The sequence below is a fragment of the Niallia sp. FSL W8-0635 genome (genome assembly GCF_038007965.1).
In the GTDB taxonomy this organism is placed as follows: Bacteria; Bacillota; Bacilli; order Bacillales; family Cytobacillaceae; genus Niallia.
The window spans coordinates 177,453-201,387 of record NZ_JBBOYD010000002.1; the positions used below are offsets into that span (position 1 = coordinate 177,453).

General features: G+C 34.7%; 23 protein-coding genes and 2 pseudogenes. 22 read left to right on the top strand and 3 right to left on the bottom strand.

Annotated features, from left to right (window positions below; genetic code table 11):
• The first annotated feature begins 4 nt into the window (after positions 1–4).
• The 14 genes and pseudogenes from tnpA (at position 5) to NYE52_RS23160 (ending at position 16,439) form a co-directional block, all read left to right on the top strand.
• Entirely contained in the window at positions 5–496 is a 492-nt protein-coding gene (gene tnpA / locus NYE52_RS23095) for an IS200/IS605 family transposase (RefSeq protein ID WP_371474081.1), read from the top strand.
• Positions 497–696: 200 nt separating this feature from the next.
• A complete protein-coding gene (locus tag NYE52_RS23100) occupies positions 697–891 on the top strand; it encodes a DUF4145 domain-containing protein (RefSeq protein ID WP_193224652.1) in 195 nt (64 codons plus the stop codon).
• Positions 892–1,590: 699 nt separating this feature from the next.
• A complete protein-coding gene (locus NYE52_RS23105; protein ID WP_152116068.1) occupies positions 1,591–1,914 on the top strand; it encodes a hypothetical protein in 324 nt (107 codons plus the stop codon).
• Positions 1,915–2,250: 336 nt separating this feature from the next.
• Complete coding sequence (locus tag NYE52_RS23110) at positions 2,251–3,189, top strand: hypothetical protein (RefSeq protein ID WP_193224651.1); 939 nt, start codon at positions 2,251–2,253, stop codon at positions 3,187–3,189.
• A gap of 748 nt (positions 3,190–3,937) precedes the next feature.
• A complete protein-coding gene (gene ltrA, locus NYE52_RS23115; RefSeq protein WP_152116067.1) occupies positions 3,938–5,803 on the top strand; it encodes a group II intron reverse transcriptase/maturase in 1,866 nt (621 codons plus the stop codon).
• A gap of 277 nt (positions 5,804–6,080) precedes the next feature.
• Complete coding sequence (locus NYE52_RS23120; protein ID WP_226793773.1) at positions 6,081–6,959, top strand: hypothetical protein; 879 nt, start codon at positions 6,081–6,083, stop codon at positions 6,957–6,959.
• A 600-nt stretch (positions 6,960–7,559) separates the two neighbouring features.
• A pseudogene (locus tag NYE52_RS23125) lies at positions 7,560–9,392 on the top strand (reverse transcriptase domain-containing protein).
• A gap of 160 nt (positions 9,393–9,552) precedes the next feature.
• Positions 9,553–10,329, top strand: a complete 777-nt coding sequence (locus NYE52_RS23130; protein ID WP_226752565.1) for a hypothetical protein — start codon at positions 9,553–9,555, stop codon at positions 10,327–10,329.
• 573 nt (positions 10,330–10,902) lie between these two features.
• Positions 10,903–12,717 carry a group II intron reverse transcriptase/maturase gene (gene ltrA / locus NYE52_RS23135; RefSeq protein ID WP_144545618.1) on the top strand — a complete coding sequence of 605 codons (1,815 nt, stop codon included), beginning with the start codon at positions 10,903–10,905 and terminating at the stop codon, positions 12,715–12,717.
• A gap of 115 nt (positions 12,718–12,832) precedes the next feature.
• Positions 12,833–13,546, top strand: coding sequence for a hypothetical protein (locus NYE52_RS23140; protein WP_341195284.1), 714 nt, complete (start codon positions 12,833–12,835; stop codon positions 13,544–13,546).
• Between the two features lie 10 nt (positions 13,547–13,556).
• Complete coding sequence (locus tag NYE52_RS23145) at positions 13,557–14,285, top strand: hypothetical protein (RefSeq protein ID WP_047944133.1); 729 nt, start codon at positions 13,557–13,559, stop codon at positions 14,283–14,285.
• 285 nt (positions 14,286–14,570) lie between these two features.
• On the top strand, positions 14,571–15,221 hold the full coding sequence (locus NYE52_RS23150) for a hypothetical protein (RefSeq protein ID WP_152116066.1): 651 nt from the start codon (positions 14,571–14,573) through the stop codon (positions 15,219–15,221).
• The gene (locus NYE52_RS23155) at positions 15,209–15,889 is read left to right on the top strand and encodes a hypothetical protein (RefSeq protein ID WP_047944131.1); all 681 of its coding nucleotides are present in this window, start codon (positions 15,209–15,211) and stop codon (positions 15,887–15,889) included. Before NYE52_RS23150 ends, NYE52_RS23155 begins: the two co-directional genes overlap by 13 nt.
• Positions 15,882–16,439 (top strand): hypothetical protein, encoded by a 558-nt coding sequence (locus NYE52_RS23160; protein WP_047944130.1) that lies wholly within the window; start codon positions 15,882–15,884, stop codon positions 16,437–16,439. The genes NYE52_RS23155 and NYE52_RS23160 overlap by 8 nt, the downstream gene beginning before the upstream one ends.
• A 572-nt stretch (positions 16,440–17,011) precedes the next feature.
• Here NYE52_RS23160 and NYE52_RS23165 read toward each other — a convergent pair.
• The 3 genes and pseudogenes from NYE52_RS23165 to NYE52_RS23175 all read right to left on the bottom strand — a co-directional run bounded on the left by NYE52_RS23165 (position 17,012) and on the right by NYE52_RS23175 (position 19,736).
• Positions 17,012–17,815 (bottom strand): ExeA family protein, encoded by an 804-nt coding sequence (locus tag NYE52_RS23165; protein WP_047944128.1) that lies wholly within the window; start codon positions 17,813–17,815, stop codon positions 17,012–17,014.
• A pseudogene (locus NYE52_RS23170) lies at positions 17,808–19,071 on the bottom strand (DDE-type integrase/transposase/recombinase). Before NYE52_RS23170 ends, NYE52_RS23165 begins: the two are co-directional and overlap by 8 nt.
• 134 nt (positions 19,072–19,205) lie before the next feature.
• Positions 19,206–19,736, bottom strand: a complete 531-nt coding sequence (locus NYE52_RS23175) for a DUF6431 domain-containing protein (protein ID WP_035416525.1) — start codon at positions 19,734–19,736, stop codon at positions 19,206–19,208.
• Positions 19,737–19,847: 111 nt separating this feature from the next.
• On the opposite strand from NYE52_RS23175, the gene NYE52_RS23180 reads away from it, so the two are divergent.
• From NYE52_RS23180 to NYE52_RS23215, 8 genes are all read left to right on the top strand, one after another.
• Positions 19,848–20,264 carry a hypothetical protein gene (locus NYE52_RS23180; RefSeq protein WP_053215781.1) on the top strand — a complete coding sequence of 139 codons (417 nt, stop codon included), beginning with the start codon at positions 19,848–19,850 and terminating at the stop codon, positions 20,262–20,264.
• Between the two features lie 164 nt (positions 20,265–20,428).
• Positions 20,429–20,875, top strand: coding sequence for a response regulator transcription factor (locus NYE52_RS23185; protein ID WP_047944127.1), 447 nt, complete (start codon positions 20,429–20,431; stop codon positions 20,873–20,875).
• Positions 20,876–20,970: 95 nt separating this feature from the next.
• Positions 20,971–21,282 carry a DUF2325 domain-containing protein gene (locus tag NYE52_RS23190; RefSeq protein ID WP_047944126.1) on the top strand — a complete coding sequence of 104 codons (312 nt, stop codon included), beginning with the start codon at positions 20,971–20,973 and terminating at the stop codon, positions 21,280–21,282.
• Positions 21,283–21,297: 15 nt separating this feature from the next.
• On the top strand, positions 21,298–21,705 hold the full coding sequence (locus tag NYE52_RS23195) for a hypothetical protein (RefSeq protein WP_047944125.1): 408 nt from the start codon (positions 21,298–21,300) through the stop codon (positions 21,703–21,705).
• 14 nt (positions 21,706–21,719) lie between these two features.
• Positions 21,720–22,565 (top strand): hypothetical protein, encoded by an 846-nt coding sequence (locus NYE52_RS23200; RefSeq protein WP_047944124.1) that lies wholly within the window; start codon positions 21,720–21,722, stop codon positions 22,563–22,565.
• A 213-nt stretch (positions 22,566–22,778) separates the two neighbouring features.
• A complete protein-coding gene (locus NYE52_RS23205; protein WP_047944123.1) occupies positions 22,779–23,072 on the top strand; it encodes a hypothetical protein in 294 nt (97 codons plus the stop codon).
• Between the two features lie 19 nt (positions 23,073–23,091).
• Entirely contained in the window at positions 23,092–23,625 is a 534-nt protein-coding gene (gene lepB / locus NYE52_RS23210) for a signal peptidase I (protein ID WP_053215780.1), read from the top strand.
• Positions 23,622–23,933, top strand: a complete 312-nt coding sequence (locus NYE52_RS23215; RefSeq protein WP_047944122.1) for a hypothetical protein — start codon at positions 23,622–23,624, stop codon at positions 23,931–23,933. The genes lepB and NYE52_RS23215 overlap by 4 nt, the downstream gene beginning before the upstream one ends.
• Positions 23,934–23,935: the final 2 nt, after the last annotated feature.

A 23,935-nucleotide genomic window follows, 5' to 3' on the forward strand; every position in this document is an offset into this window, starting at 1 on the left:
TATGATGGGAGACTATCACGTACGGTTCTGTGAGAGATTTGGGGTGAAACTCCCCTTATCTACTCGACCAAGATGGAATTGTAAGTATCATATCGTATTTATTCCCAAATACAGAAGGAAAGTAGTATATGGGAAATTAAGAAAAGATATAGGTGCTATATTGAGAAAACTATGTGAAATGAAAGATGTAGAAATAATGGAAGCACATGCCATGCCAGATCATATACACATGCTGGTAAAAATACCACCGAAAATGTCTGTTTCGTATTTCATGGGATATTTAAAAGGTAAAAGTTCATTGATGATCCATGATAGACATGCAAATTTAAAATATAATCATGGAAATCGAACGTTTTGGGCGAAAGGATATTACGTAAGTACGGTTGGATTAAACGAAAAAACAATTGCAAAGTATATACGAGAGCAAGAAGCAGAGGACCGTTTGCGAGATAATATGAGCAAACGAGAATACGTCGATCCATTTAAAGATAAGTAGGGAGAGTAAACGGTTGGCGGTCAATTTAGAGGTCCCTTTAGGGGCTTCGTTGGTAAAGTGCCCTTATAGGGCGAAATTAAAACCGCCGGTTCTACCGGCGGATACTTACTTTGTCCATAAATATGGTTTTGTAAGGTGTTTTTGATCAAACTTTATTCTAAAGCTACACTATCTAAAATGTATGTGGAATGGGGATTCGTATGCTTGTAGAGGCAATATGCAAGGAAAAAGGGATTACTCAAACTCAAGTAATGAAAAGTGGAGAACCAAAGATGAAGAATTTAAACCTTTTTGAAAAAATAAATACTCTTAAGGAAAAAAATATTATTGATGAGGCTCAAAAACAGGTTCTGCCCCAGATTAGAGACATGGGGAATCATACTAAAAACACATGAAGTAAGAATATTAAAACAAGCTCTTCATGTTGTTGAGTTTGTACTCTATAACATATATGTGCTACCGAATATTACCATTATCACCAAGCCGAAGCGATGTAAATATTTCTTAATTCAAAACTATAAATAATGTTAAAGTTATCCACTAAAATTTCCGCATTATCAAAATTGTAATGGGGGTTGTAGTTTTTTCAAAGCGTTTTATAAATTTCACAACACCCCATGTAAAATTTACAAAGCGGAAATATAATATGGGTTGTAAAAATTACAAGGCGTAATTATCTAACAATTTTCGCTTTGTAAAATTTTCAACCCCTATTGTGAAATTTTCAAGGTATTTATAGGTTGAGAAATTTACAAGGGGTGGTTGTAATTTTTGCAAGCAAATAAATACTAAGTTAATAAAAACAAATCTTTTAAAAAGATATATTATATAAGGGAAAACCAATTTTGTTATCTACTTGTCTTAAAAGAAAAGTAGGGATATAATACCACTATACAAATGTTTCGTACTTTTATTTTTTATTTGCAATCCCTTAAGGGATTAGCAGTCTTAATATAACGTTAACAGCCTTTGTGGTTGATGAAAATAAATAGCTTATAAGCTATTTATCTACATTAAATCACAAAGGCTTTTTTGCGTTATTTTAATGAAGCACTTGTATAGATGAATTCATAACAGAAAGGATTGAGAGAGGTATGACGACGAAAAAGCAATCTAAAAAGAGAAAATTAAAAGAGGGTACCAAGAATTCTAGGACCACCAAGGAACTAGTAAAACAAATCGAAAAGAAAGTAGAACAGGATGGATATTGCATTTTAAAGCAGATTCATCATGGGAATGAAACTTACCATAAAATTTGGTGGTGGATGGAAATAGAATTAATGATTGGAGAATATGACGTAGCAGCTAACAAGGTTAAAGAAATAAAAGATATCAATATCGAAAATCGACAGAATCTACTAGATATAGTAGCAGGATTAGAAGGAAGCGTATCCCTTGTGCCGCTTGTTAAAGATTAAACCAATCAGGAAGCACAATGTAATGGGAAATGAGATTATAACCACACACAAAGGTGAAAATATGAACATAGAAACTGTTCAGTTCTCGTATTTCAAATACAAAGATAGATATATAGAATATTGCGGTTATCAATATAACCAATATTGGTTTTTGATTCATAATTCAAAAAGATCCGAAGTAGTGTCTATATCTAATGAGCTTTGTCCATCTTTTGATACAGCAATGTCTTATATATCTAATATGTATATTGATAAAAAAATGAAATAATAAAAGGGAGGTGCCCTACCTAATTAGATAGAGGCATCGATGCTTTCTATTCTTATTAGGTAGAAAGCATGAAGGAAACTAAAACGATAAGTATAACAGAAGAGTTAATAGAAACACCAAAAATGATTGAAGTATATCTTGATGATGCATGGCAGACTGCTTTTTGCTATGGATTAGCCTATGAAAAACCAAAGCAAAATTGGCAAAGAGCAAAACTGCTTTTAACTATTATTGCTGGTAATGATTCTACTGTACAAGCTATGAAGGCTGCTATTGATATAGGATCAAGTGGTTTGTCTTTCGGAAACGGAGAGAAAGGCTTAACAGATTATACTTATACAAAAGAATTGGAACTCTATACAGAAAAAGGGAAATACGAAAAATTTCCAATGACTATTATTAATAATAGAAAAGCAATTGTTGTTGTTCATGATGAATTAATGGGAAATGATGATTATATTTTATCTTTTACTGGGGATCCAGCAGAAGACTTACGTACAGTTTTAGGCGGAGGCAAATTTGGACTACATATCTTACCCGAATGGAAAGATATTATTTTTCATGAATTTTTAAATATAGGAATTTTACAATCTGTAGATATTTACTTTGATTCTAAATTATTTCCAAAAGGATTTTCCTTATTTAAGTTACAAGCTACAGAAGAAGAGGTTGATAATTTAATCTCTAAAATGATTAAAGAGAAAAAGTTAAGATTCCGCAAAGAGGGTACTGGAACTGAAGTAGAAATGGTATCAGATTTGACAGAGTATATGCAACAAAATGTTGAGGGAATGATTAATAAAGTTAGCAGAGAGGTATCACCAATTCATAATCCTTTAGTGGATCATATTAGTCCTAAAATTAGTACTTATAAACGTGAATTGTTTCCAGTTCAAGCTCATGTAAGTACTGCTGTAGCGAAAAAACTTGCTAAGAGTAAGGCTGTAATCATCCAAGGCGAAATGTCGACAGGTAGTGCGGCACGTTCCGCTATAAGTGTAGCTTAAACACGAAAAGCGGGGGCCGAATCTTTATAAGATTGGTTACAACTCTTTAAACGATTTACAGGGTGAAATTTCCCTGTCATGGCTAATATTCCAAGTCAAGTCATGTCTATGAGACTCCTACATGCGTCTATCATTCCAATGTGATAGAGGTCTGAAGCTAGGTGAAGTCGTCCTTGAAGCGAACTCGTTGAACGTGGATATAGGGCGGTAGGCTTTAAAAACATTCTATGATGAGCGAAATCGAACCCTCGTATGTACGCTCCGTTACTCATTCCCCAACCTAATAACGAGATATATGGTTGGGATTTGCGTGAAGGTATTTCTCTTTTGCCAGTAGAGAAATTGCTTATATAGGTCTTTCCAGTGCCTATATAAGATTCATGAGAGTTAGGAATAGTCTACTCATGAACAAGTAGCGCCGGAGTATAGAGGGCATCTAAGGAATGTAAAAGAAGGGCTGGTTTAAAGGGAACGTGCGAGAGCCAATAAGTGGAGGTATTGGAACTTATGAAACTTATTGGAAGTCAGCGACACCATAGTACCAATAATGAATAGCCGTTTGTATCTTGCTATAAGTTGCTTCTGCAACGAAATGTAAGAGAGGGTAGAAACTATTCTAGGGAAGGGTGTTAGTCGAGAAGTATTGCACTAATTGAGGAAAATGTTCAAACGAACCATGTGAGAGTAAAAGAGTTAATTCATTTCGGATAGTCCATTTTCTCTAATCAAGGGGGCGATCCACATAGAAATGAAGGATAATAAACAATTTCCACAAAACGAAAAAGAGCTAAAACTAGCACTTGATAGTATGTACCGATTAGCCAAAGAAAGCAATAAACCTTTCTATAACCTTATTGAACTTATGAAGAACGAGCAGACTATACTGACCGCCATTCATAATATCAAGGGTAATAAAGGAAGCAAAACTGCTGGTATTGATGGTAAGACTATTGATTACTATCTTCAAATGGACAGAGATAAGTTGATGTCCCTAATTCGTAGGAATATCAATAATTATCAACCTAGTCCAGTAAGAAGAAAGTACATTCCCAAATCAGATGGTAAGCAACGTCCCTTGGGTATTCCTAACATGATAGACCGCATCATACAAGAAATAGCCAAAATTGTCATTGAACCCATAGCAGAAGCTAAGTTTTACCATTACAGCTTTGGTTTCAGACCAATGCGTTCAGCTGAACAAGCCATTGCTGAAACACTAGAACGTATTAGGAGAAGCAAAACCTATTGGGTAATAGAGGGCGATATTAAAGGATATTTCGATAATATCAATCATAATAAGTTGATTGAAATAATGTGGACATTAGGAATCCGAGACAAAAGAGTGCTTATGATGATTAAGAAGATGATAAAAGCAGGAATTATGGAAGAAGGTAACTTCAGAGACAGCGTTAGTGGTTCACCACAAGGCGGTATCATCTCACCTCTTCTGGCTAACATTTATCTTAATTACTTTGATTGGGAGATTGCTAGAATGTTCCAAGAGCATCCAGCTAGGTATAAGGTCAAAGACGTTTCTCGAAATGGGTTACAACGTGTTCGTCAAAGACACGAAGATACATTTCTAATCAGATACGCAGACGACTGGGTTATACTCTGTAAAAGTGAGGAAAATGCCAAAAGGATTCTCAAAAAAGTGGAGAAATATTTTAACCACCAATTGAAACTGGAGCTATCCAAGGAAAAGACCTTAATTACTGATGTGAGAACTAATAGGGTCAATTTCTTAGGATTCTGGATTTTTGCAGAAGAACATCGGCTTAGAAAAGGCAGCATACAAGGAAAAGCTATTCCTAATATGGATAAAGCCAAATTGAAAATAAAGGAAATTAATAAAGATATTAAAACCCTTTATGACCATCGCGGTACTAAATCCAAACAGGTTGCCATAATCGAGAGTATCAACTCAAAGATTGTCGGTATAGCAAATTATTATAAAATCGCCAACGTATCTACTATATTTCAAGGGTTTGATAAACGTATTCATTATGCCCAATGGAGAACATGGTTGTTTATGAACAATCGTCGAGGACGATATCATCAACTAACTACTCCAGCGGACACCCTTATAAATAGAAGAGATAGACATAAAGAGCAAAAAAGCAAGGTGTTCTTCGTTGAAGAGCATGGAGCCAAAGTAAGAATAACCAAATTTGCATTTACTCCTAAACGTAATGCAATGAAAGTGAATCTCTTAATGTCTCCCTACACAGAAGAAGGTAGAAATATTTATAAACGGACAACTGGCAAACGTGAGGCACTAGAAAGACCGAATTTCTTCCAAGAGGATATTCCTTTCTATCAACTCAATAACCGTTATCCGATATATAATTTCGAATTCTATCTAAATAGAGAGTACGCATTTAACAGAGATAGGGGGAAATGTAACTGCTGTAAGGTTTCACTATATGAATGGAATCTTAATACACATCACAAAAACCCTAAACTACCGCTCAATAAAGTCAATAAGGTGATAAATCTAGTTTCCTTATGCAAAACATGCCACAAGCTGGTTCACAATGAAAATCCTGTTACCCATACCAAAGGTGGAAAGAAAATAGAGCAACTTAGAAAGTTGCTTAAAGAGGCTAAATAAGTACGGCTTTCGAGGATTAATTAACTCTTATTCGTATTTGAACAAATTAGTGTGATGTCAGTTATAGTCGCAATGCTATAACAGGCTTTATGGAGAACTGAGACAACAGTTTAAAATATGGCTTCCCGATGGAACGCCGTATGCGGTGAAAATCGCACGTACGGTGTGAGGCGGGGGAAAAGATGGAGATTACTTCAAATTCTTACCTATCGCACCCGAAATGGGTAGTGGCTACCTCAATCCTTACGGATTGGGATGCCACACATAAAGTACCATTATGACTGCTGTGGCTGATGTACTATCGGATATGAAAAATAAAGAAGGATATCATAGTGTTTTAATGTGCCCACCTTCTTTAACTAAAAAGTGGCCAGAAGAGATTAAAGAAATAATTCCTCATGCTGAAGTGAGAGTAATTGAAAGAACGAGTCAATTAATTACTTATCATCGTGATTGGTTAATGAGTGGAAGAAAGAAACCAAAAAAACCAGTTTTTTTCGTTATATCTTTTACGACCATGAGAGGAGATTCATCTATCGTTCCGGCTGTTCAATTTAGTCAGAAAAAAACTAGTAAACAGCAAAGTGAAGATAGATTACCTTATCGATATGGTTATTATTGTCCTTCTTGTGGAAAGGCTCACCAGGTAATTGAAGATATAAAAATGATTCCTGATACGGATGAACCTTCTAAAGAAATAGAAGTGCGTTCTACAAGAACCATGGATAAAGACGAATTCGGAACTGGAAGAAGGCTCCAAAATACACAAAAGCCCGCAAATGCCTTTTGTTCAGAATGTGGAGAAAGCTTATGGACCAAGAAGGTAGCAACTCGTTATTCATCAATAAAAGAATGGTATGTATATGAAAAGAAATTGATTCATGCCATTAAAGAGGGAAATAAGAACTTATTAGAGCATATTCAAAGTAACCAAAAAGAGGTACCAAAAAAGCAGGGTCAACCACGAAGAGTTGCTAGTATTGAATACATTCGAAGAAAAATGAAAAATTTTTTTGATATTGCAATTGTGGATGAGATTCATGAACTGAAAGCATCGACAAGTGCTCAAGGAAATGCACTTGGAAGTATTGCAGCTGCAGCTAAGAAAGTGGTTGGAGGAACGGGAACATTATTTGGTGGAAAAGTGCGCCCATAAGGGCATTTAGTAATTCGACTTTAGGCAAGTCGTAGGAGTGTAGAGGCATCGATTGTCTCCTATCATCTACTAATTTACTCGTGAGGGAAACCAATAACGGGGAACACAGCATATTAGGTGAAAAGCCATAAGTCACCAAGTTGTCATGGTGCAACTGAATGGCAAGATGAAACCGAAACAGACGAGGATGAATGCTAAACTGCGTGAACGATAGCCAAAGGAGTCCTAGCGAAGACATAGACGGAAGACTTCTATTAACGTCTATTGACCAAATATTATCTAATAGCCTTGCCGTTAGATAATTACTGCTTTATAAATAGCTTTTCCGTTTATAAAGTTATGCCTCAGTGGTCTTCCAACCATAGTAAATGGTAAATGGCGAAAGTCGCATCCGACACTGGTTCAAGCCTATGTTACTAAATGTACTAAATGGGGATTGCCTAAGTTGGAATGCCTGTAAAGGCTATGGCACTTTAGGTGTCTGAATATCCAATATGGCAACAGAGAGTCCGTAGTAGTCAGAGCTAGGGAAAGCCTAGTACATGGCGAAGGGACCAAGTTATCTAGTCCAGAACAAAATCAGGAAGGTGTGGAGACACTTTGAGAATCCCAAAAGTAGTTATGGACAACCTAGTTGAAATGTCCAAGAGAGATGAGAATTACGTTTTCGAGCGTATATATCGAAATCTATATAATGAAGAGTTCTTCCTAGAAGCTTATGCAAAGTTAGCCAAAAAGGAAGGTAATATGACAGAGGGAACGGACGGAAAAACCATTGATGGTATGAGCATCGACCGAATCCGTAAAATTATTGAACAGTTAAAAGACGAAAGTTATCAACCAAGACCTTCAAGAAGAGAATACATCCCAAAGAAGCCAACAGGTCAAAGACCTCTAGGAATTCCTTCAATGGATGATAAGTTAGTTCAAGAAGTAGCACGTAGAATCTTAGAAGGGTTATACGAGCCTATCTTCCGTGATTCTTCACATGGTTTTAGACCTAAACTTAGTTGCCAAACTGCTGTAGACAAAATACAAAAAACATTCACTGGAGTTAAGTGGTTTGTTGAAGGAGACATCAAAGGATTCTTTGACAACATTGACCATCACACTTTAATCAATCTTCTTAGGAAAAGGATAAAAGATGAAAAGTTCATCCGACTTATCTGGAAATTCCTCAAAGCAGGATACCTAGAGGATTGGGTTTACCACAAGACTTTCAGCGGCACACCTCAAGGTGGCGTTATCAGTCCATTATTAGCAAATATCTATCTACATGAATTGGATAAGTATATGGAACAATATGCTGAAGAATTCAATAAAGGTAAGAAGCGAAAACGGACACATGAATACAGAGCGTTAGAATGGCAACTAACGAAAATGAAGAAATCAGATGAAGAATGGGCTTTAATGTCCACTTCCGAGAAAAAGGAACACACCAGAGTTTACAAGGCACTCATTAAGAAACGTAATGAGATGAATGTGACTGACCCGTTTGATCCTGACTTCCGAAGAATCAATTATGTTCGTTATGCTGATGATTTTCTTGTCGGTGTAATTGGTAGCAAGGGAGATGCATTAAAAATCAAACAGGATATTAAAGCATTCTTAGCTAATAAGCTAAAACTTGAACTATCTGTAGAGAAGACCCTTATCACTCATGCTCATAAGGAGAAAGCTAGATTTCTAGGTTTTGATATTGTAACAAGTTACAGTACACAACCAACAAGAAATAAAGATGGCAAACTCCAAAGGCAAAATAACGGTAAGGTTAAACTTTATGTCCCGAAGGAAAAATGGGTAAATAAACTTCTTGATAGGAACATTCTAAGAATAAACGATAACGATTGGAAAATGATTCATAGACCTGAACTTATCAATAATGACGACCTTGAAATTATTAGCATCTATGATGCTGAATTACGAGGATTCTACGAATATTACAAAATAGCAAATAACGTGAGTGTGCTTAATAAAATGGCATACATCATGGAATACAGTATGTATAAAACGTTTGCTAGTAAATATAAAATTTCGGTTAGAAAAGTCATAGATAAATTCAGTGTTAATGGAGTATTTACTGTTCAATATGAAACGAAAAAAGGAATGAAGTCTAAAACTTTAATCAGCTAGTTTACAAGAGCAGAAAAAGTAAATAAAGATTTCAAAGTGGATAATCTACCTAATGGTTGGATGTACAGTGGTATCACAAGCCTAATTGACAGAATGAAAGCTCGCGTATGTGAATACTGCGGAGCGATAGATGTCGATTTAGAGATGCATCATGTCCGGAAATTAAAAGACCTCAAAAAGAAGAAAAATCTTCAAAAGTGGGAAATGATTATGATTGCTCGTAACCGAAGACAATTAGCTTTATGTGCTAGAGGACAAGGAAACGACTGTCATATGAAATTACACAAAGGACAATTGTAATTAAACTAGGTGGATAATAGTGAGCCGTATGCTTGGAGACTTGCAAGTACGGTTCTGGGGGAGAGTTGGTGGAAACCTACCATAGTAATATGGCAAGGCACCGCCTTCTTATCTCGTTGCGGAAGATATTTATTATACCTTATGGAGGCTGTTTCCTTCTTTGATGGTGGAAAATGGTTATAAATATTCTGAAGTTAGAAAATGGAACGAAGAATATGGGGTAATTGAAACTACCACTTATAATCAAGATTCCAATGCTGAATATACAAACAAGCAATCAAGAGGTGGGACAAAAAGAAACGAGAAAATACTACCAGGTATTTCACCGTTTGTTTTTTCAAAATTTCTTGTGCAAAATACAGTACTTGTTAGATTAGTTGATGTTTGGCCAGATCCAGTTGAATTCGTGAATGTGCCAACTATACTAGTGAAACCAGATGAAGATCTTCAACAAAATTATCTGAGAATGGTCAACACTTTTGAAAGATCCATTGAGGAGTTAGAAGATGGGTTTAAATTATATATGCCGTTAACTCAGACTGGAATTTCATACCCAGATAATCCATTTACTTATCCGGCATTTTATATGAAAGGTGAACTTATTTGGAAGCCAGAACCATTTGAACAAGAAAGAATTCTTAGTAAAGAGAAGAAGTTACAGGAAATAATTAAGGGCGAGATATCTGAAGGAAGAAAATCTATTGTTTATGTTCGAGATACCGGGTCAAGCGTTGAAGGTAGGGATGTTAGACCACGATTAAAGCATATTTTAGAAATGATTGGTGCTAAGGTCTGTATCCTGGATACTTCTTCAACAAGTACAAATAGACGAAGTGAATGGTTAGAAAAAAAGATAAAAAAAGAAAATTATGATGTTTGTATTGTATCTCAAGAATTAGTGAAAGTAGGATTAGACCGTGCGACAAGAAGTTGCTAAATAATAGTGTTTCCATAAGAAACCGTCTTAGTCATTGAGGACGTTCCCGCCCGAAACTGCTTTTCGAGTAATCGAATTGTTGGGTTGCATGAGGGTTAAATGCTTAATGGAGGAATTTACACAGAATTCCAAAAGAGCTAGGGAAAGTTAGGAAGGTATAAGCGTAAGCTGAACCTTTGTAGTCTTCGTTACCGACAACAAGCGTACTGTGATTGAACAAGCTTGTAGATGTGGATAGGAAAAGTTCTACGGTCGAGGAACTGCGAAATGACCCATAGATCCACCGGAGTAAAGAAGGATGCCTAACCTAACGTATCTATTATTAGTGAAACTTGGTAAGCCCTATACATTCCTCTCATCTAAGGTAGGGTGACCGTAAGGAAACCACAATATGTAGAGGGTAAAGGAACGTGGAGAAAGCGAATGTCGACATAACGAAAGTTAAGGTGAAAACTCATTTGTATAAGCCGTCGAATAGGGCAATACCCAAATCGAAAGATTGCAGACTTCCACGTGGTCATCAACACGAATAGAAAGCGAAAAGAATAATCCTTAAAGAGAGGGAGATATGTTATGAAAACCAACGAGTACGTTGCGTCGGCTGTTTCCCCACTGGTGGATAACTGGCACTCAATTAATTGGATGAAAGTTAATCGCTATGTAAGGAAACTTCAACAACGAATCTATCGTGCCGAACAACTTAAACAAACGAGAAAAGTAAGGAAATTACAAAGACTTCTACTTAGAAGTAAAGCGAATTTACTGTTAAGTATTAAGCGCGTAACGCAAGAAAATAGAGGCAAAAAGACAGCTGGTATAGACGGATATATTTCTAACACTCCGCAAGAGCGAGTTGAATTATACAACAAACTTAAAATGTACAGTATAAGAAATATTAAGGTTAAACCGGCTAGAAGAACATATATCCCTAAAAAGAATGGAAAGAAACGTCCGTTAGGCATTCCTGTAATTGTTGATAGAGTGTACCAAAACGTATTTAAAACTGCTCTAGAACCACAGTGGGAAGCAAAATTTGAAATGACATCGTATGGATTCAGACCTAAACGTGGCGCACATGACGCTATGAGCGATTTATTCGTGAAATTAAGCAGAGGAAGCGCTAAGGGGTGGATTTTCGAAGGTGATTTTGAAGGCTGCTTTGACAACTTAAACCACGACCTTATTATGGAAAGAATTAAAAACTTCCCAAATAACAAAATCGTTAGAGAATGGTTGGAAAGTGGATACGTTGACAATGCTACATTCCATAAAACAGACAAGGGAACACCACAAGGCGGAATCATCTCACCACTGTTAGCGAACATAGCATTACATGGGATGGAAGAAGAAATTGGAGTAAGATATATCCACTCTAAAAGACAGGGAGATACATTGTATACCTCGTCAGTTGGCGTTGTTAGATATGCAGATGATTTCGTTATCGTCTGCCCTACGAAAGAACAAGCCGTTGGGATGTACGAAAAATTACAACCATATCTAGACAAACGTGGATTGAAGTTAGCAAAGGAGAAAACAAGAGTTGTTCATATTAGTGAAGGATTCGATTTCCTCGGATTTAACTTCAAACAATACCCAACTAAGGATGGAAATAAATTATTCATTAAACCATCACTTGAAAGTGTCAAAAATGCTAAACAGAAAATCAAGGAAGTATTCGACTGGGGAAAAGGCAGAGAAACAGCATATCTAATTGAAAAACTGAATCGTGTATTACAAGGGATTGCAAACTATTGGTCACCAACAGTAGCCAAAGTAATTTTCAGAGACATTGATACTTATGTTAATGAAAAAGTCGTAATTTACCTTAAACACAGACATCATAGAACTTCATTTAGAAAACTGATGAAAATGTACTTTAAACCAGACAATACAGGCGTAAGCAAAGACAAGTGGCTCCTAACGTGTCCAAAAGATAATACGAAACAGCTTATTCGCATGAGTTGGACTAAGATTGAAAGACACGTAAAGATCAAACAATATAATAGTCCATTTGACGCATCGCTTAAAGCTTACTTTGATAAACGTGACGAGAAAATATTCAATAGGGAAAATACTAATGCTAAAAGGAAACTTGCGAAAAAGAGCAGATACAAATGCAGAATTTGTGGTGAATCCTTACAAGGAATAGAACCAATTGAAAGCAATCATATAGTGCCTGTAGTAATTGGCGGAGTTGATAGTTATGATAACCTCGAACTACTACACAAATCATGTCATAAAACACACCATGTATTGTTAGAGAATTATGGCGAAGGTAAGAAATTACCAAAAGTCGTAAACTACCTAGAAAGCAATGGTATCAAAGACGTGAATAGTAAAAAGGCTATTAATCTTATGAAAAGAGCATTCAAGAAGTTCCGTTATTAAGTTGAGAGGATGATAGATGGCTTGAGCCGTATGTGCTGAAAGGTACAAGTACGGTTCTTAGGGGGGAAAGAGGTGGTAACATCTCCGACCTACCCGACTATTATGTACTCCAACATTGATATTTTATCAATTTAGTTGGTCTTTATTTACAATTAATCAAGCTGCACGAAGAGCGTGGAGAATAAAACAAACTGAGGAGTGTAGACTGTATTATTTAGCGTATAAAAATATGTACCAAGAACAAATGGCAACATTGATAGCCATGAAGAATAAAGCTGCTGGTGCTATTAACGGTGATGTTTCAAGTGATGGATTGAATGCTATGTTAGGGGATACTGGCGATTTACAATCCATGTTAATACAGTCGATAAAGAAAGGAAATGTGCTTCAAGGAAGTACGGAAGAATGGGTTGCAGAAGCGTCTGATAGAGCTAGAGAAATTCTTTCTAATATTGGAAAACCAAAGAATTTCTCATTAAAATCAAACAAAGAATATTTCGAAGAATGGGCTAATAAGTACATTAAAACTGACAGTTCAAGAAATGTTCTTATAAGAAAATCTAAAACTATCGCTAGCAATATAGAGAAAGGTAAAATTCCTGGTTTTCATTTTAACGAAATGATATTGGAAGTAGATTTATATGCTGCTTTTGGAAGTGATTCAGCTCTTGATGGTGAAATAGTAGACTATTTAACTCGAAGTGAGAGGGAGTCTAAAACAAATAATGATAGTTCACAAATTTCCTTGTTTGATTTAGTGGAGGAAAAACCAGAAAAGAAAAATAAACGTAGAGTAGTCAGTGGTCAGCTGGCATTCGAATTATTTTAGGAGGATAAAAATGCATACTATTACGATAAATTTAGATTGGTTTGTATATATGTATTTTCTAATAGAATATTTTTTCCATGCAGTCTGTATGGATTTAAAGATGAAACAGTATTATTTAGAGAATGGATTAATTCCAACAGAGACAGAATCTAAATCGAAAGATGAAATTATTTATTTAGAAGAAACTCAAAATCTAAATATACAGGAAGATGATTGGGAAGAAGTTATGCGCCCAACTAATATTTATCATATTACTCCGACTGTTTCAGAATTAGATGATAGAACAATAGAATACTTATCGAATTTGACTAAAGAAATTAATTTTGAGGAACTATGTGACGAGCAAAGTGGACCTCTTGAAGAGGAACTTAACCTTACAGATTTAAATACCACAACTTCTCGAGAATGTAGAAATAAACAAGTAAATTCAGAAATAGAGGATCAAGTGGATGATATACCCACTACAAAAATAGCTGATAATTTACAAGGGAAGCAGCGTTGGCTTGTATCTGTTCTAGGTATGGAAGAGGAATATATTCATGTTTCAGATGGTAAAAGAGCGTGGATAAATATTGGCGAAAGTGTGTATCGAATAAATAGAAAGGATTCCTTGTCTTTAGAAATTGAAAGAGAAGGAAAAAATATAAGAGTTTTAAAGATAGAAATTTTAGAACATGCTGTTTCATCAGATTATATTATCCCGGATGAAAAAATCGAATATGAGGCAGCTGCAATTTAAGGGTTATTTGCTATTCGGAGGAAGTGAATTTAGTTCACCTCCTTCACTAAATGAACAAATTAGGATTTGTTCATTTAGTGAAGGGGGAATCCTCTCGGGTACAAATCCACCAGTCAAGGTCTATTTAACTAGTTTTTGGTGAATTTTTCATGAAAATTAGTAAAAATATCCCTGTAATCGACAAGCTTCGACAGTTTTACTATATATATTAATACTATACTAATGTACATCAATGATAAAAAAAATGAAAGAAATTATAAAAAGCCATCTAAAGGGGGCAGTGGAATGAGATCTGAAATCAACACAGCTGGTTTAGAATCTATATTGTCTGTGATTGAGGATGACAATCGTTATATTCAAAAACTAAATTTAGATTATAGGATAAAAGATAATAAATTCTATATTGGTTGTTTATATGGAGATACATTTAATATGTCACTCAAGAAAAATTACTTAGAGGTGCTATCTCAAGAAGTAATTAGTATGTACGAGAGATGCTTATTGCCTTTAAGCACTCTTAAAGTTCATGATTTTACAGTAAATTTAGAAATTAATGATAGAGGTGAATTTATACGGGAAGAGCAATATATAGAGATTATTATCCCTGTAGAAGCAGTTGATAAATTATCAACTTTATCCCAATTATATAGCAAATTGAAAAAGCTCATCCCTCTTTTTCCCATAATTAATTCGATAGAGGTTCAAGGAGAAAGAAAACAGTTAAATCAAATTCGAATTTACCTTAACCCTAAGGAAAAATCCTATTTAATAAATGAAAATAAAACGGATGTTTTAGGACAATGGATAGCAAGTTTTGATAATTTTATAGACAATCTTCCAGAAACACCGTTCTATACAAAAATTAAAGTCCAAAATGGAATGATAAAACCAATACAATTTAAAAATGAAAAGGAGAAATGGAAATGGTTCGTATAGGAGAAAAAAGTATAAATGAGATTATGGTAACAATTAAGGAAAAACAATTAAACTTATCGAGATTAGAATTTAAAACGAGAGATAAGTTTGTTTTAATAGGGCCAATTGGTACAGAGAAAATAAAGCAAGAAGATGACTATTATGAAAATGTAAAAGAAAATCTTATATTTGCTAATTATAGCTGGCTTTCACCATTATGCGATGATTTAAATTGTCCATTTCAAGGACATTTAGAAGTCTTACCTTCAGGAGAAATGAACCATCATAATATTGATTTAACAATCAGTATCCCACTATCTGGAAGCCTAGAAAAGGCAAAAATAATGAGTACATTATATGAGCAATTTAAGGTGTTAGAAAAATATCGGAATTTCATCCAATTTTTTGATGTAAGTGGTTTTAAATACATGACAAATCTCATCCATGTAAGTTTAAAAATTCCTGGTAATAAAATTACGCCTCTTTTAAAAGAGGCAAAAACAAAACCTGTGAATAAACAAATTATTTCTCAGTGGTTAGCTACAGTAGAAAATATCATGGATCAGAATGCCAATAATTTCAGTTATTCACATAAGGTTTATGCTGTTGATGGTAGAATGCAATCCACTACTTTTGAGTCCAAATTCACTTTTAAAGTTCATCAACGAAGAGGGATCTTTAATGATTAGAAGCCAAGTCAAAACGATTATGTCATTAATAATAATCACAATTTTATTGATTCCTACAAAAGCAATGGCAAATCCCTTTAGTGATGCTCCATCTATGGATGATATGATTACAAATTGGGGAAATTCCATAAATGATTCTGCACCGATAGTTTCTAGTTTATTCTCATCTCTTTTTACGATAATGTTCCTGGTTGGAGTTGTTAGGCTAGGGTATTCAATTGTTACAAAAACTGGGCAAGTTATGAAAGGGGCTACCGGTGTACTAATTTGGGCTCCAATTTCTTTCTTTATAATTCGTATTTTTTTAATTGTATTATTTACAATAAACACAACAAATGTTACACTGTTTGCAACTGATGTAATAAACTTATTACAGTTATCTGGTTTTTATACAGTAGTGGGAATGACATTAGTTGGATTAGTTATGTTTCTATTCTATAAACTTTTGAAACACCCTGAATTTGGTAGATGGAGTAAGAGACTATGGGCATCTGCGGGGTTTCTATTGATTATTAGCTTTATAATCCCATATGCATTTGGTGCAGCATAAATAAAGAAGGTGATATCTTGTTGTCTTTAGTAGTAGATAATACAAAAAATGCGAAAGAAATATCTTATACATGCCGGAATTCTTGTGATCTTTATGATGTTTTAACAGAATCCTGTTCAATTAAGAATAAGGTAGATGTAGATAATCCGTTCGTTGTTTCAAAATGTAGTAGTGTAAACGAGCACAATATTTCAGATACTCTTTTCCACATTAATCCGGGAGGAAATCTGAAATAATGTGCTATTTTTTTCACTTTATTTCGGAATGTGCAAAATCTTGTTCAAATTATTCCGTCTTAAATTCAGGAAAAGAAAACCCCTAAAAAGGGGCATCAACTGGCATATAATCCTGTTTTTTTATTCGAATTTTGTACACCTCGTAAGTGTGGAGTACAAACCTTACTTCGTGTTCCAGAGTTACGAACCAATCAAAATCTTTCTCCAAGTATGCATGGAGATACCTGTTTTGGACCCGTATCTCAAATGCATAACCCTGGTCTATCCAGTGGGGCTGATGTCCTAACCATACTCTCCATTCTTGAAGATGGTGGTCAAATACTAATATTCCACGCCTCATGATAAGCCATTATCCTCTATAGCTAACCTGACAATTTCCTCATCAATCAGTTCTTTCTTTAGTTGAGAGCCAAATAATAAACTGTTAATCGTTAATGTATTAATAACCCGTGGCCAACCTTGAGACCGTGATGCGATAGCTTCTACCGCGGTTTCTGTAAAGATGGTCATCTTCGCTCCTGCTAACTTCATATGATGATGAATATAATGGGAAACTTCCTCTCTGGATAATGGCTGAATCTCATATTTCATAATCATTCTCTGTGATAGTGGACGATGATGATTTAATGCTAATCGAGTCTTTAAATGTGGTAAGCCAGCTAAAACTAGGATAAATGGATTGGTTGAGTCCATATGAAAGTTAAATAATAGTGCTATATCCTGCAAAAAAGCATCTTTTGCCATATGCATTTCATCTAAAATGAAAACAGGTGTGATCTTACGTTCCCCTGCCATTCGCTCAATGCCTTGTTGAATTTGCCTAAAGAGATCGACTTTACGGAACTTCGGTTCCTCCCCTAAGCCATATACTAACCCACGGTAAAAATCCATTACACCACCAGTTGAAAGGGGAAAATAGACTACGTGATATAAAGAAGGGTTTAATGACTCCTTAAAAGACCGTAAGGTAAACGTTTTTCCTGCGCCAGGATCCCCAATAAGAAGACCCATTCCCTTCGATTTCTGTAAATAATTTAATGCGTTTAAAGCCCCTTGATAATCAGTGGAAGGAAACGCATCCGAAGGGCGTATATCTTTCGAAAATGGTGCTTGAGCTAAAGAGTAAAAGGATTTATACATGGTCTTGTTCCCCTTTCACTTCAGCTGTTTGAGATAATGAAAATGGCGAGCGAGCCCGTTTTACATGCGCATTATCCTTCATGGATACAGGAATTGCTTCAGCGACTTTCTTATCATCCTCAAAGATATAGACACCATTTTCGTCTAGTCTCACATCGATAGAATGACCGATAAAACGGGAAGGTACTTCGTAGAGCTCTTTATTTAACGTAATCGTCCCATCAGCCTTTACTTTCCGGTGTTCTCGTTTCAAGAAGATGGTCTCAAGAATAGACAAATCCTCCAAAAATGTTATATCCTTTAGTTGAGATTGAAACACTTCATGGGGCGTTTTACCTCTCTAAAGAGGCATGAACTCTTCGGTGATAATCTTTCTCTAACCAGCTCCAGAATCGTTCATTTAACTCTTCTAGTGAATGAGCTGGATCGGCTTGTAATAACGGATAAAACCGTGTTTGAATCGTTTTAAACAACCTTTCTACCTTCCCTTTTGCACGGGGATCATACGGCTGCGTGTGAGCTAAAGTAATTCCGAGTTGGGCACAAGCATATTGAAGCGTTTCAGATCGATAGATCTTACCGTTGTCCGCATAAATGATGGTAGGTTTCCCTCTGCGAATTAAAGCCTCTTTCGTGACTACTCTTAATCCATCAAACTTCTCTGACGAGAAGAACTGTGCATACGGCACAAGACGAGAACAGTCATCAATATAGGCAATTAAAAATGTCTTTGTCTTTTTTCCATTAACGGGTACATAAGGTCCATGGGATAAATCAGCCTGCCACAACACATTCACCTTTTCGTGAGCGAACCGTTTTCTTTCTGGTATCGCCACCATTTGTTTTCCTACAAGGTTGTGTTTTTTTAATAATCGAATTATAGTAGAGTAAGATATTTGGTTTTTTTGTATCTCTCCACGCTCGATTAGTTGTTCGTAGAAAACACTAACCGGCATATGGGGAGATTTTTTTCGTATTTCAAGGACAAGATCTTGGTCATCAGGGGATAGTCTTCGAGAATTCCCTCGATCCAAGCGCTTCTTGGGCTTTAATGCTTCAAATCCATTTCTTCGATAATGAAGAAGCCACTCTTTCATTGTTTTCTCTGCAATTTTCCTTTCTCCATAATGGGGGACAGAATGAACCTTTCCCTCCATTCCATTTAAATATTCCTTCGAATCAACTTGCCCATTCAATAGGGGGGCTATTAGGCCATACCGAAATAGGGCCACTTGTTCACGCTCTTTTTCATTCATGGAATCTTCCTCCTTTTTCATAGAAGGACGACCGGTCATCCATGGTTATTATTCTACTTTTTTCGATATTTTCTGACTATGAAAAAGGTATGTGGGACAAAGAATATTTTTAAAGTCGCCTAAATATGATAGAATTAATTTGCCATAAAGTATTTTGATAAGTGACCCCGTGACCTTCGTAAGAAGGGTGATTCGCCAAAATCAAGGATCATTTTCATATATTTTGTGGCTTCGCTATTTATATCCTCCGACATGCCACTTATCTTCCCCAAGCTGATAAAGAAGCTATGAATCCAATTTATACATGTTAAGAAACGATTTAGATAAAACCTGACTAATTGGCGGCTGCCTTTTGCTTTTTTCCTTTGAAGAATTTTCTTCACTCGTTCTAAAACTGTATGAATAGTATGTTGAAAATACGGGATGAGAAAGTCCGGAAGAATAGAGATATTCACTTCACATTGTAAACATCTTAGGCGACAAATTGGGATCCGTACGGTTGTCTCATCAGTTATTCCATAACGCCAGTAATAGCCGTTACGATGAAGATTCCCATGGGAATGACATTTGCAGTTTGGGCATTGATCAAACAATGGAAATTCATTCTTTTTTCCTCTTTCCCCATACTCCACTAGGCTAATACCAAAATCATGAAATTTGATCATAAAAAAACTCCCCCTTCTAATATGCAAAAAATTTAGCACATTATTCCAGAGAAGTATATAAACAATTCTGAAGGAATTTGAAAATTCCAACGGTATTTGAGAGGATATAAAGTGACAGTTTACAGTAGTAGATATTTACCCATAAGTAGTTTGGAACTGGATATAAAAATAAATCAAAAAGAATTGGATGGATTAGAAGAAGAGGAAATCTCTTATCCTGAGATACAAGGACAAATTGAAACCTTAGAAAAATCGTGCTATCCTTTTAAACCGGATTTTCCAGCTGGAAGAACGGATGCCAATTGGTATGTTTCTCCTTGTCAAGAATACGGTTGTTGGATAGTTAATGATTATAAGAAGCCAATTGTATTAGTTAGTCCTAATCCTGGAGAAAAAGTCTATAAGTCGGCAGTACCACTTCATAATCATAATGCATCAATAGGTTTAGCATCACGAATAGCTTGGTATATTGATGAAAATGGTATAGGGCGATATGTAACCTTACTCAATGGACATATTCTAAACTAACAAAGCCATCAAAGTTTGAAGTAAACGTTGATATCTAGCGATTCAAAGGATATAATAATATCAATTAATTGAATATCTAAAGGGAAAAACCCTATCTGAGTTAGACACTTTTATGGTGTCTTACTTAAGATAGGGTTTTTTTGATTTCTTAGGGAGGACCAGCTATGAAGGAATGTATTTTTATTGTTGAAAATGAGAATATTACTTTTCGCAAAGGCTTTAAAGATCTATTGGAGGTGAAATTCGGTAAAGATTATATAGTCTCGACAAAAGATAGTCTACAAGATACTTTACGTGGTGAGCCAAAACTTATAATTCTCACACAAGAGGCTTTAAAAGAAGTAAAAGCTATGGATAAGATAAAGACTTTGTACGAGTATGGTACTAAGTTCATTTTGATTAAGGAAAATGATAATGGGTTTCCTTTTGAATTAAATATGTTTAACGGTTTTTTATCCAAACGAATGCCTACTAAAGAAATGACTGAAGCGATAGAAAACGTATTGTTACATGGAACAATCTATGTTCACCCTGATATAGGTGCATATATCTTATCAAAATATAACCGATTTGTTAATGTCTTAAAAACAAAAGAAGAGATTCGGTTGTGAATGATGTAATGAAAGTTTTGTTTTATTTAAAAAAAGTTGTATTTGTGGTATTTTGTGTTATGATTATTTTAAATTAAGTAATTGGAGTGATCATAATGGCAAATACATTGTTGGTTGTTGGTGGAAATCAAGATAAAACGTTCAAAAAAATGGGCGACAGATTTGAGCTTAAAGTGCTACATCATCCTGGAGAATCGAAAAAGTCAGGAAATAAAAAAGAATACCAAACGTTAATCAATAAGGCGGATTGTGTAGTTGTGTTAAAAGGGGCAATAAATCGTAAATCTATGATTATGGTTAAGGAGATTTGCAAAGAGCAAAACAAAACAATTGTTTATCATCAAGGACGCGGAGTAACTGGAGCAATTCAATCATCACTTGCTTATTTTGAAGGATTGTCTGCATAAAAAGGAGCTAAGATAATGTTCTTCATTACTACGGACATTAAAGGTGTAAAAGGTAAGATTTGCGTATTTTATAAAATTTCTTTTTCAGATGAAAAATTTGAAAAGTATTTATTAGAATTAGCTTACCAAAAGGTAACCATACATTTAGAAATTAAAAAGAAACATTTTCATTTGTTTAGTAGAAATAAAGGAGCAAAAATCATTTTCTCTGATAGTTTGCTAACAAAGGATCAGGACTGTTTAGAGGACTATATTTTGAGCGGAACGACATTCTCCTTTTCTGAGATGGAAGAGGCATTAGAGTTTGCAAAAAATGTTAGAAAAGCAACTATATCTTATTTGAGAAAGCAAGAGAAGAAGTATAAATGGAAATGCCGCCAAGTTAATTGGAGCACATATGTTAAAGCTAAATTTATGTTATGAAAGGAAGACATAAAATGATATCAGCTATGTTTCGTGATGGAAGGATTATCTCTATTAATGAATATAATGATGATCTACACAGTCAACAAATTTATTGTATCGATAAAAGCTGCAAGGCACCATTGGTTCATGTAAAAGGTAACGAAAGAACAACACCATATTTTAAAACTACAGGTAAAAATGAATCTAAGCATACTTCTTCCTGTGGATTTTACAGACCTCTATCGTTTGAAGAGAGCCTTTCGAAAATTAATGACTATCAAAGTGATTTTATAGATCAAGGGTTAAGTGAAACAGTGATTAAATTAAGTTTTAATAAATTAGACCCTGATTATGAACCTAGAAGAATCCAAAGAGAAGACAAAGATGAAGAAAAAAAGAATAAGGAAACTATTAAAATAAAAAACGAAACCGCTCCTCCTAACAGCATAAGCTCACTGAAATCTATTGTTAAATTGTTTTCCACTTATGAACCAGATATTCTTAGTAGTATTTTAATTCAAGTGAAAGGCCACAAAATCCCTATTTCCAATTTGATTTTGTCCCAAGAGGTAGCTCATGAGAAGTTATGGTCTGATATGGCTGTACTTAACCTTCCTTATTTAGTTCATGGAGAGATAGAAGCAATAAATAGAAGAGAAAAAGTTATTTACTTGAACTTTAAAAAAATTAATAATATCCCTTTTTCAATCGTTATCTTTGAAAAATACTTTAAATATTTCACTTATACGGATGAAGAATTAATCGGAAAGTACATTCTTTGTTGGGGACACCTACATAAAAATACATTTAACGATAAGAGTTTTACCAATCTACTAATTAAATCGGACGAATATATAGAAATCATTAAAAAAGGATGAATTAATTTGATCAGACAAGAAGTAATAGAAACCTTAGAAGGCAACCTAATAAAAGGGGTATTTTTAGGGGGATGTTTCTCCATTCCGTTATGGATTTGTTTGATAGGTTGGATAAAGCTATTTATATCTATAATGGAATATTTTTTTGAAACGGGTTTCCCCTACATATAGAAAATTTCAACTTGTAGGAGAAACAAAAAGGTGAGGTTGTACATGAAAAGGGTGGGTTACTTAACTAAGAAAACCTCTAAAGGAAAGGTGTATTTGTATATTCGTAAATCTTATAGAGAGGGGAAGAAGGTAAAACATCAATATATATATGGATTTGGACCAATTGAAACGGCCAAAGAAAAGCTATATAAAATTTTTGAGGAAGAAATAGAATTCCCAAAAGAATTGAAGATAAATGGATTTAATCTAGATGATGTCTATGATTGGATATTAACTTTAGAAACAGGTGTAACAAAAAGTGGAAGGTTATTTGATATAGGCTGTTTTCGAAAATAGATAGGAGTATAGATATAAGATGATGAGTCAAGAAGAGAGAACAAAAATGAAAACATATGTAAGGAAAATTCTTATTTTTTTTATAGTATTGTTCATCGTAAGATCATTTATTTTTGTTCCTTTAAAGGTAGATGGAGAATCTATGAAGCCTACACTACAGAATGGTGATTTAGTTCTAATAAATAAATTTAATACACCGGATAGATTTTCAATCATAATTGCCCGTCTTCCATCAGGAGAGAAAATAGTAAAGCGAGTAATTGGGTTGCCAGGTGAAACGGTCCAATACAAGAACAATCAATTGTTTATAAATAATGAAGCTATTGATGAGGTGTTTATACCTAAAAACAAAGATATTTATACGGAAGATTATGCTTTAGTGGGGAAAGTACCAGCTGATCATTTATTTGTATTAGGGGATAATAGACAATTTAGTACGGATAGTAGAGAAATAGGAACAATTCCTATTGAAAGTGTAGAAGGCTGCATTGGAATGCGTTATTGGCCTTTAAACAAAGTGTCTATTTCAATCGGAAAGGATAGTTTTAAATGATTATTTTTCTTCTAATATGTGTTATATCGTTAATGTTTGTTATTGACTACTTGAAAAGAAATATAACGGAGTTGAAAAAAGAACAACGAAGAGACAGTTTGGAACATAGAAAAATCCAACAATTTATAAACGTAAGGAATGGTACTGAAATAAGAGAACGAAGTGGAATGAAAAATGGGCAATTGAAAGGTTACTCTAATAAAAGCAGTTATGAAACTAACAAAAACTCTAATGAGTTTTTCAATAATAATTTTTATTTTGAAAATGGAAATGTACTAAGGGAAATGATTGAAAATTCAAACGAGTAATC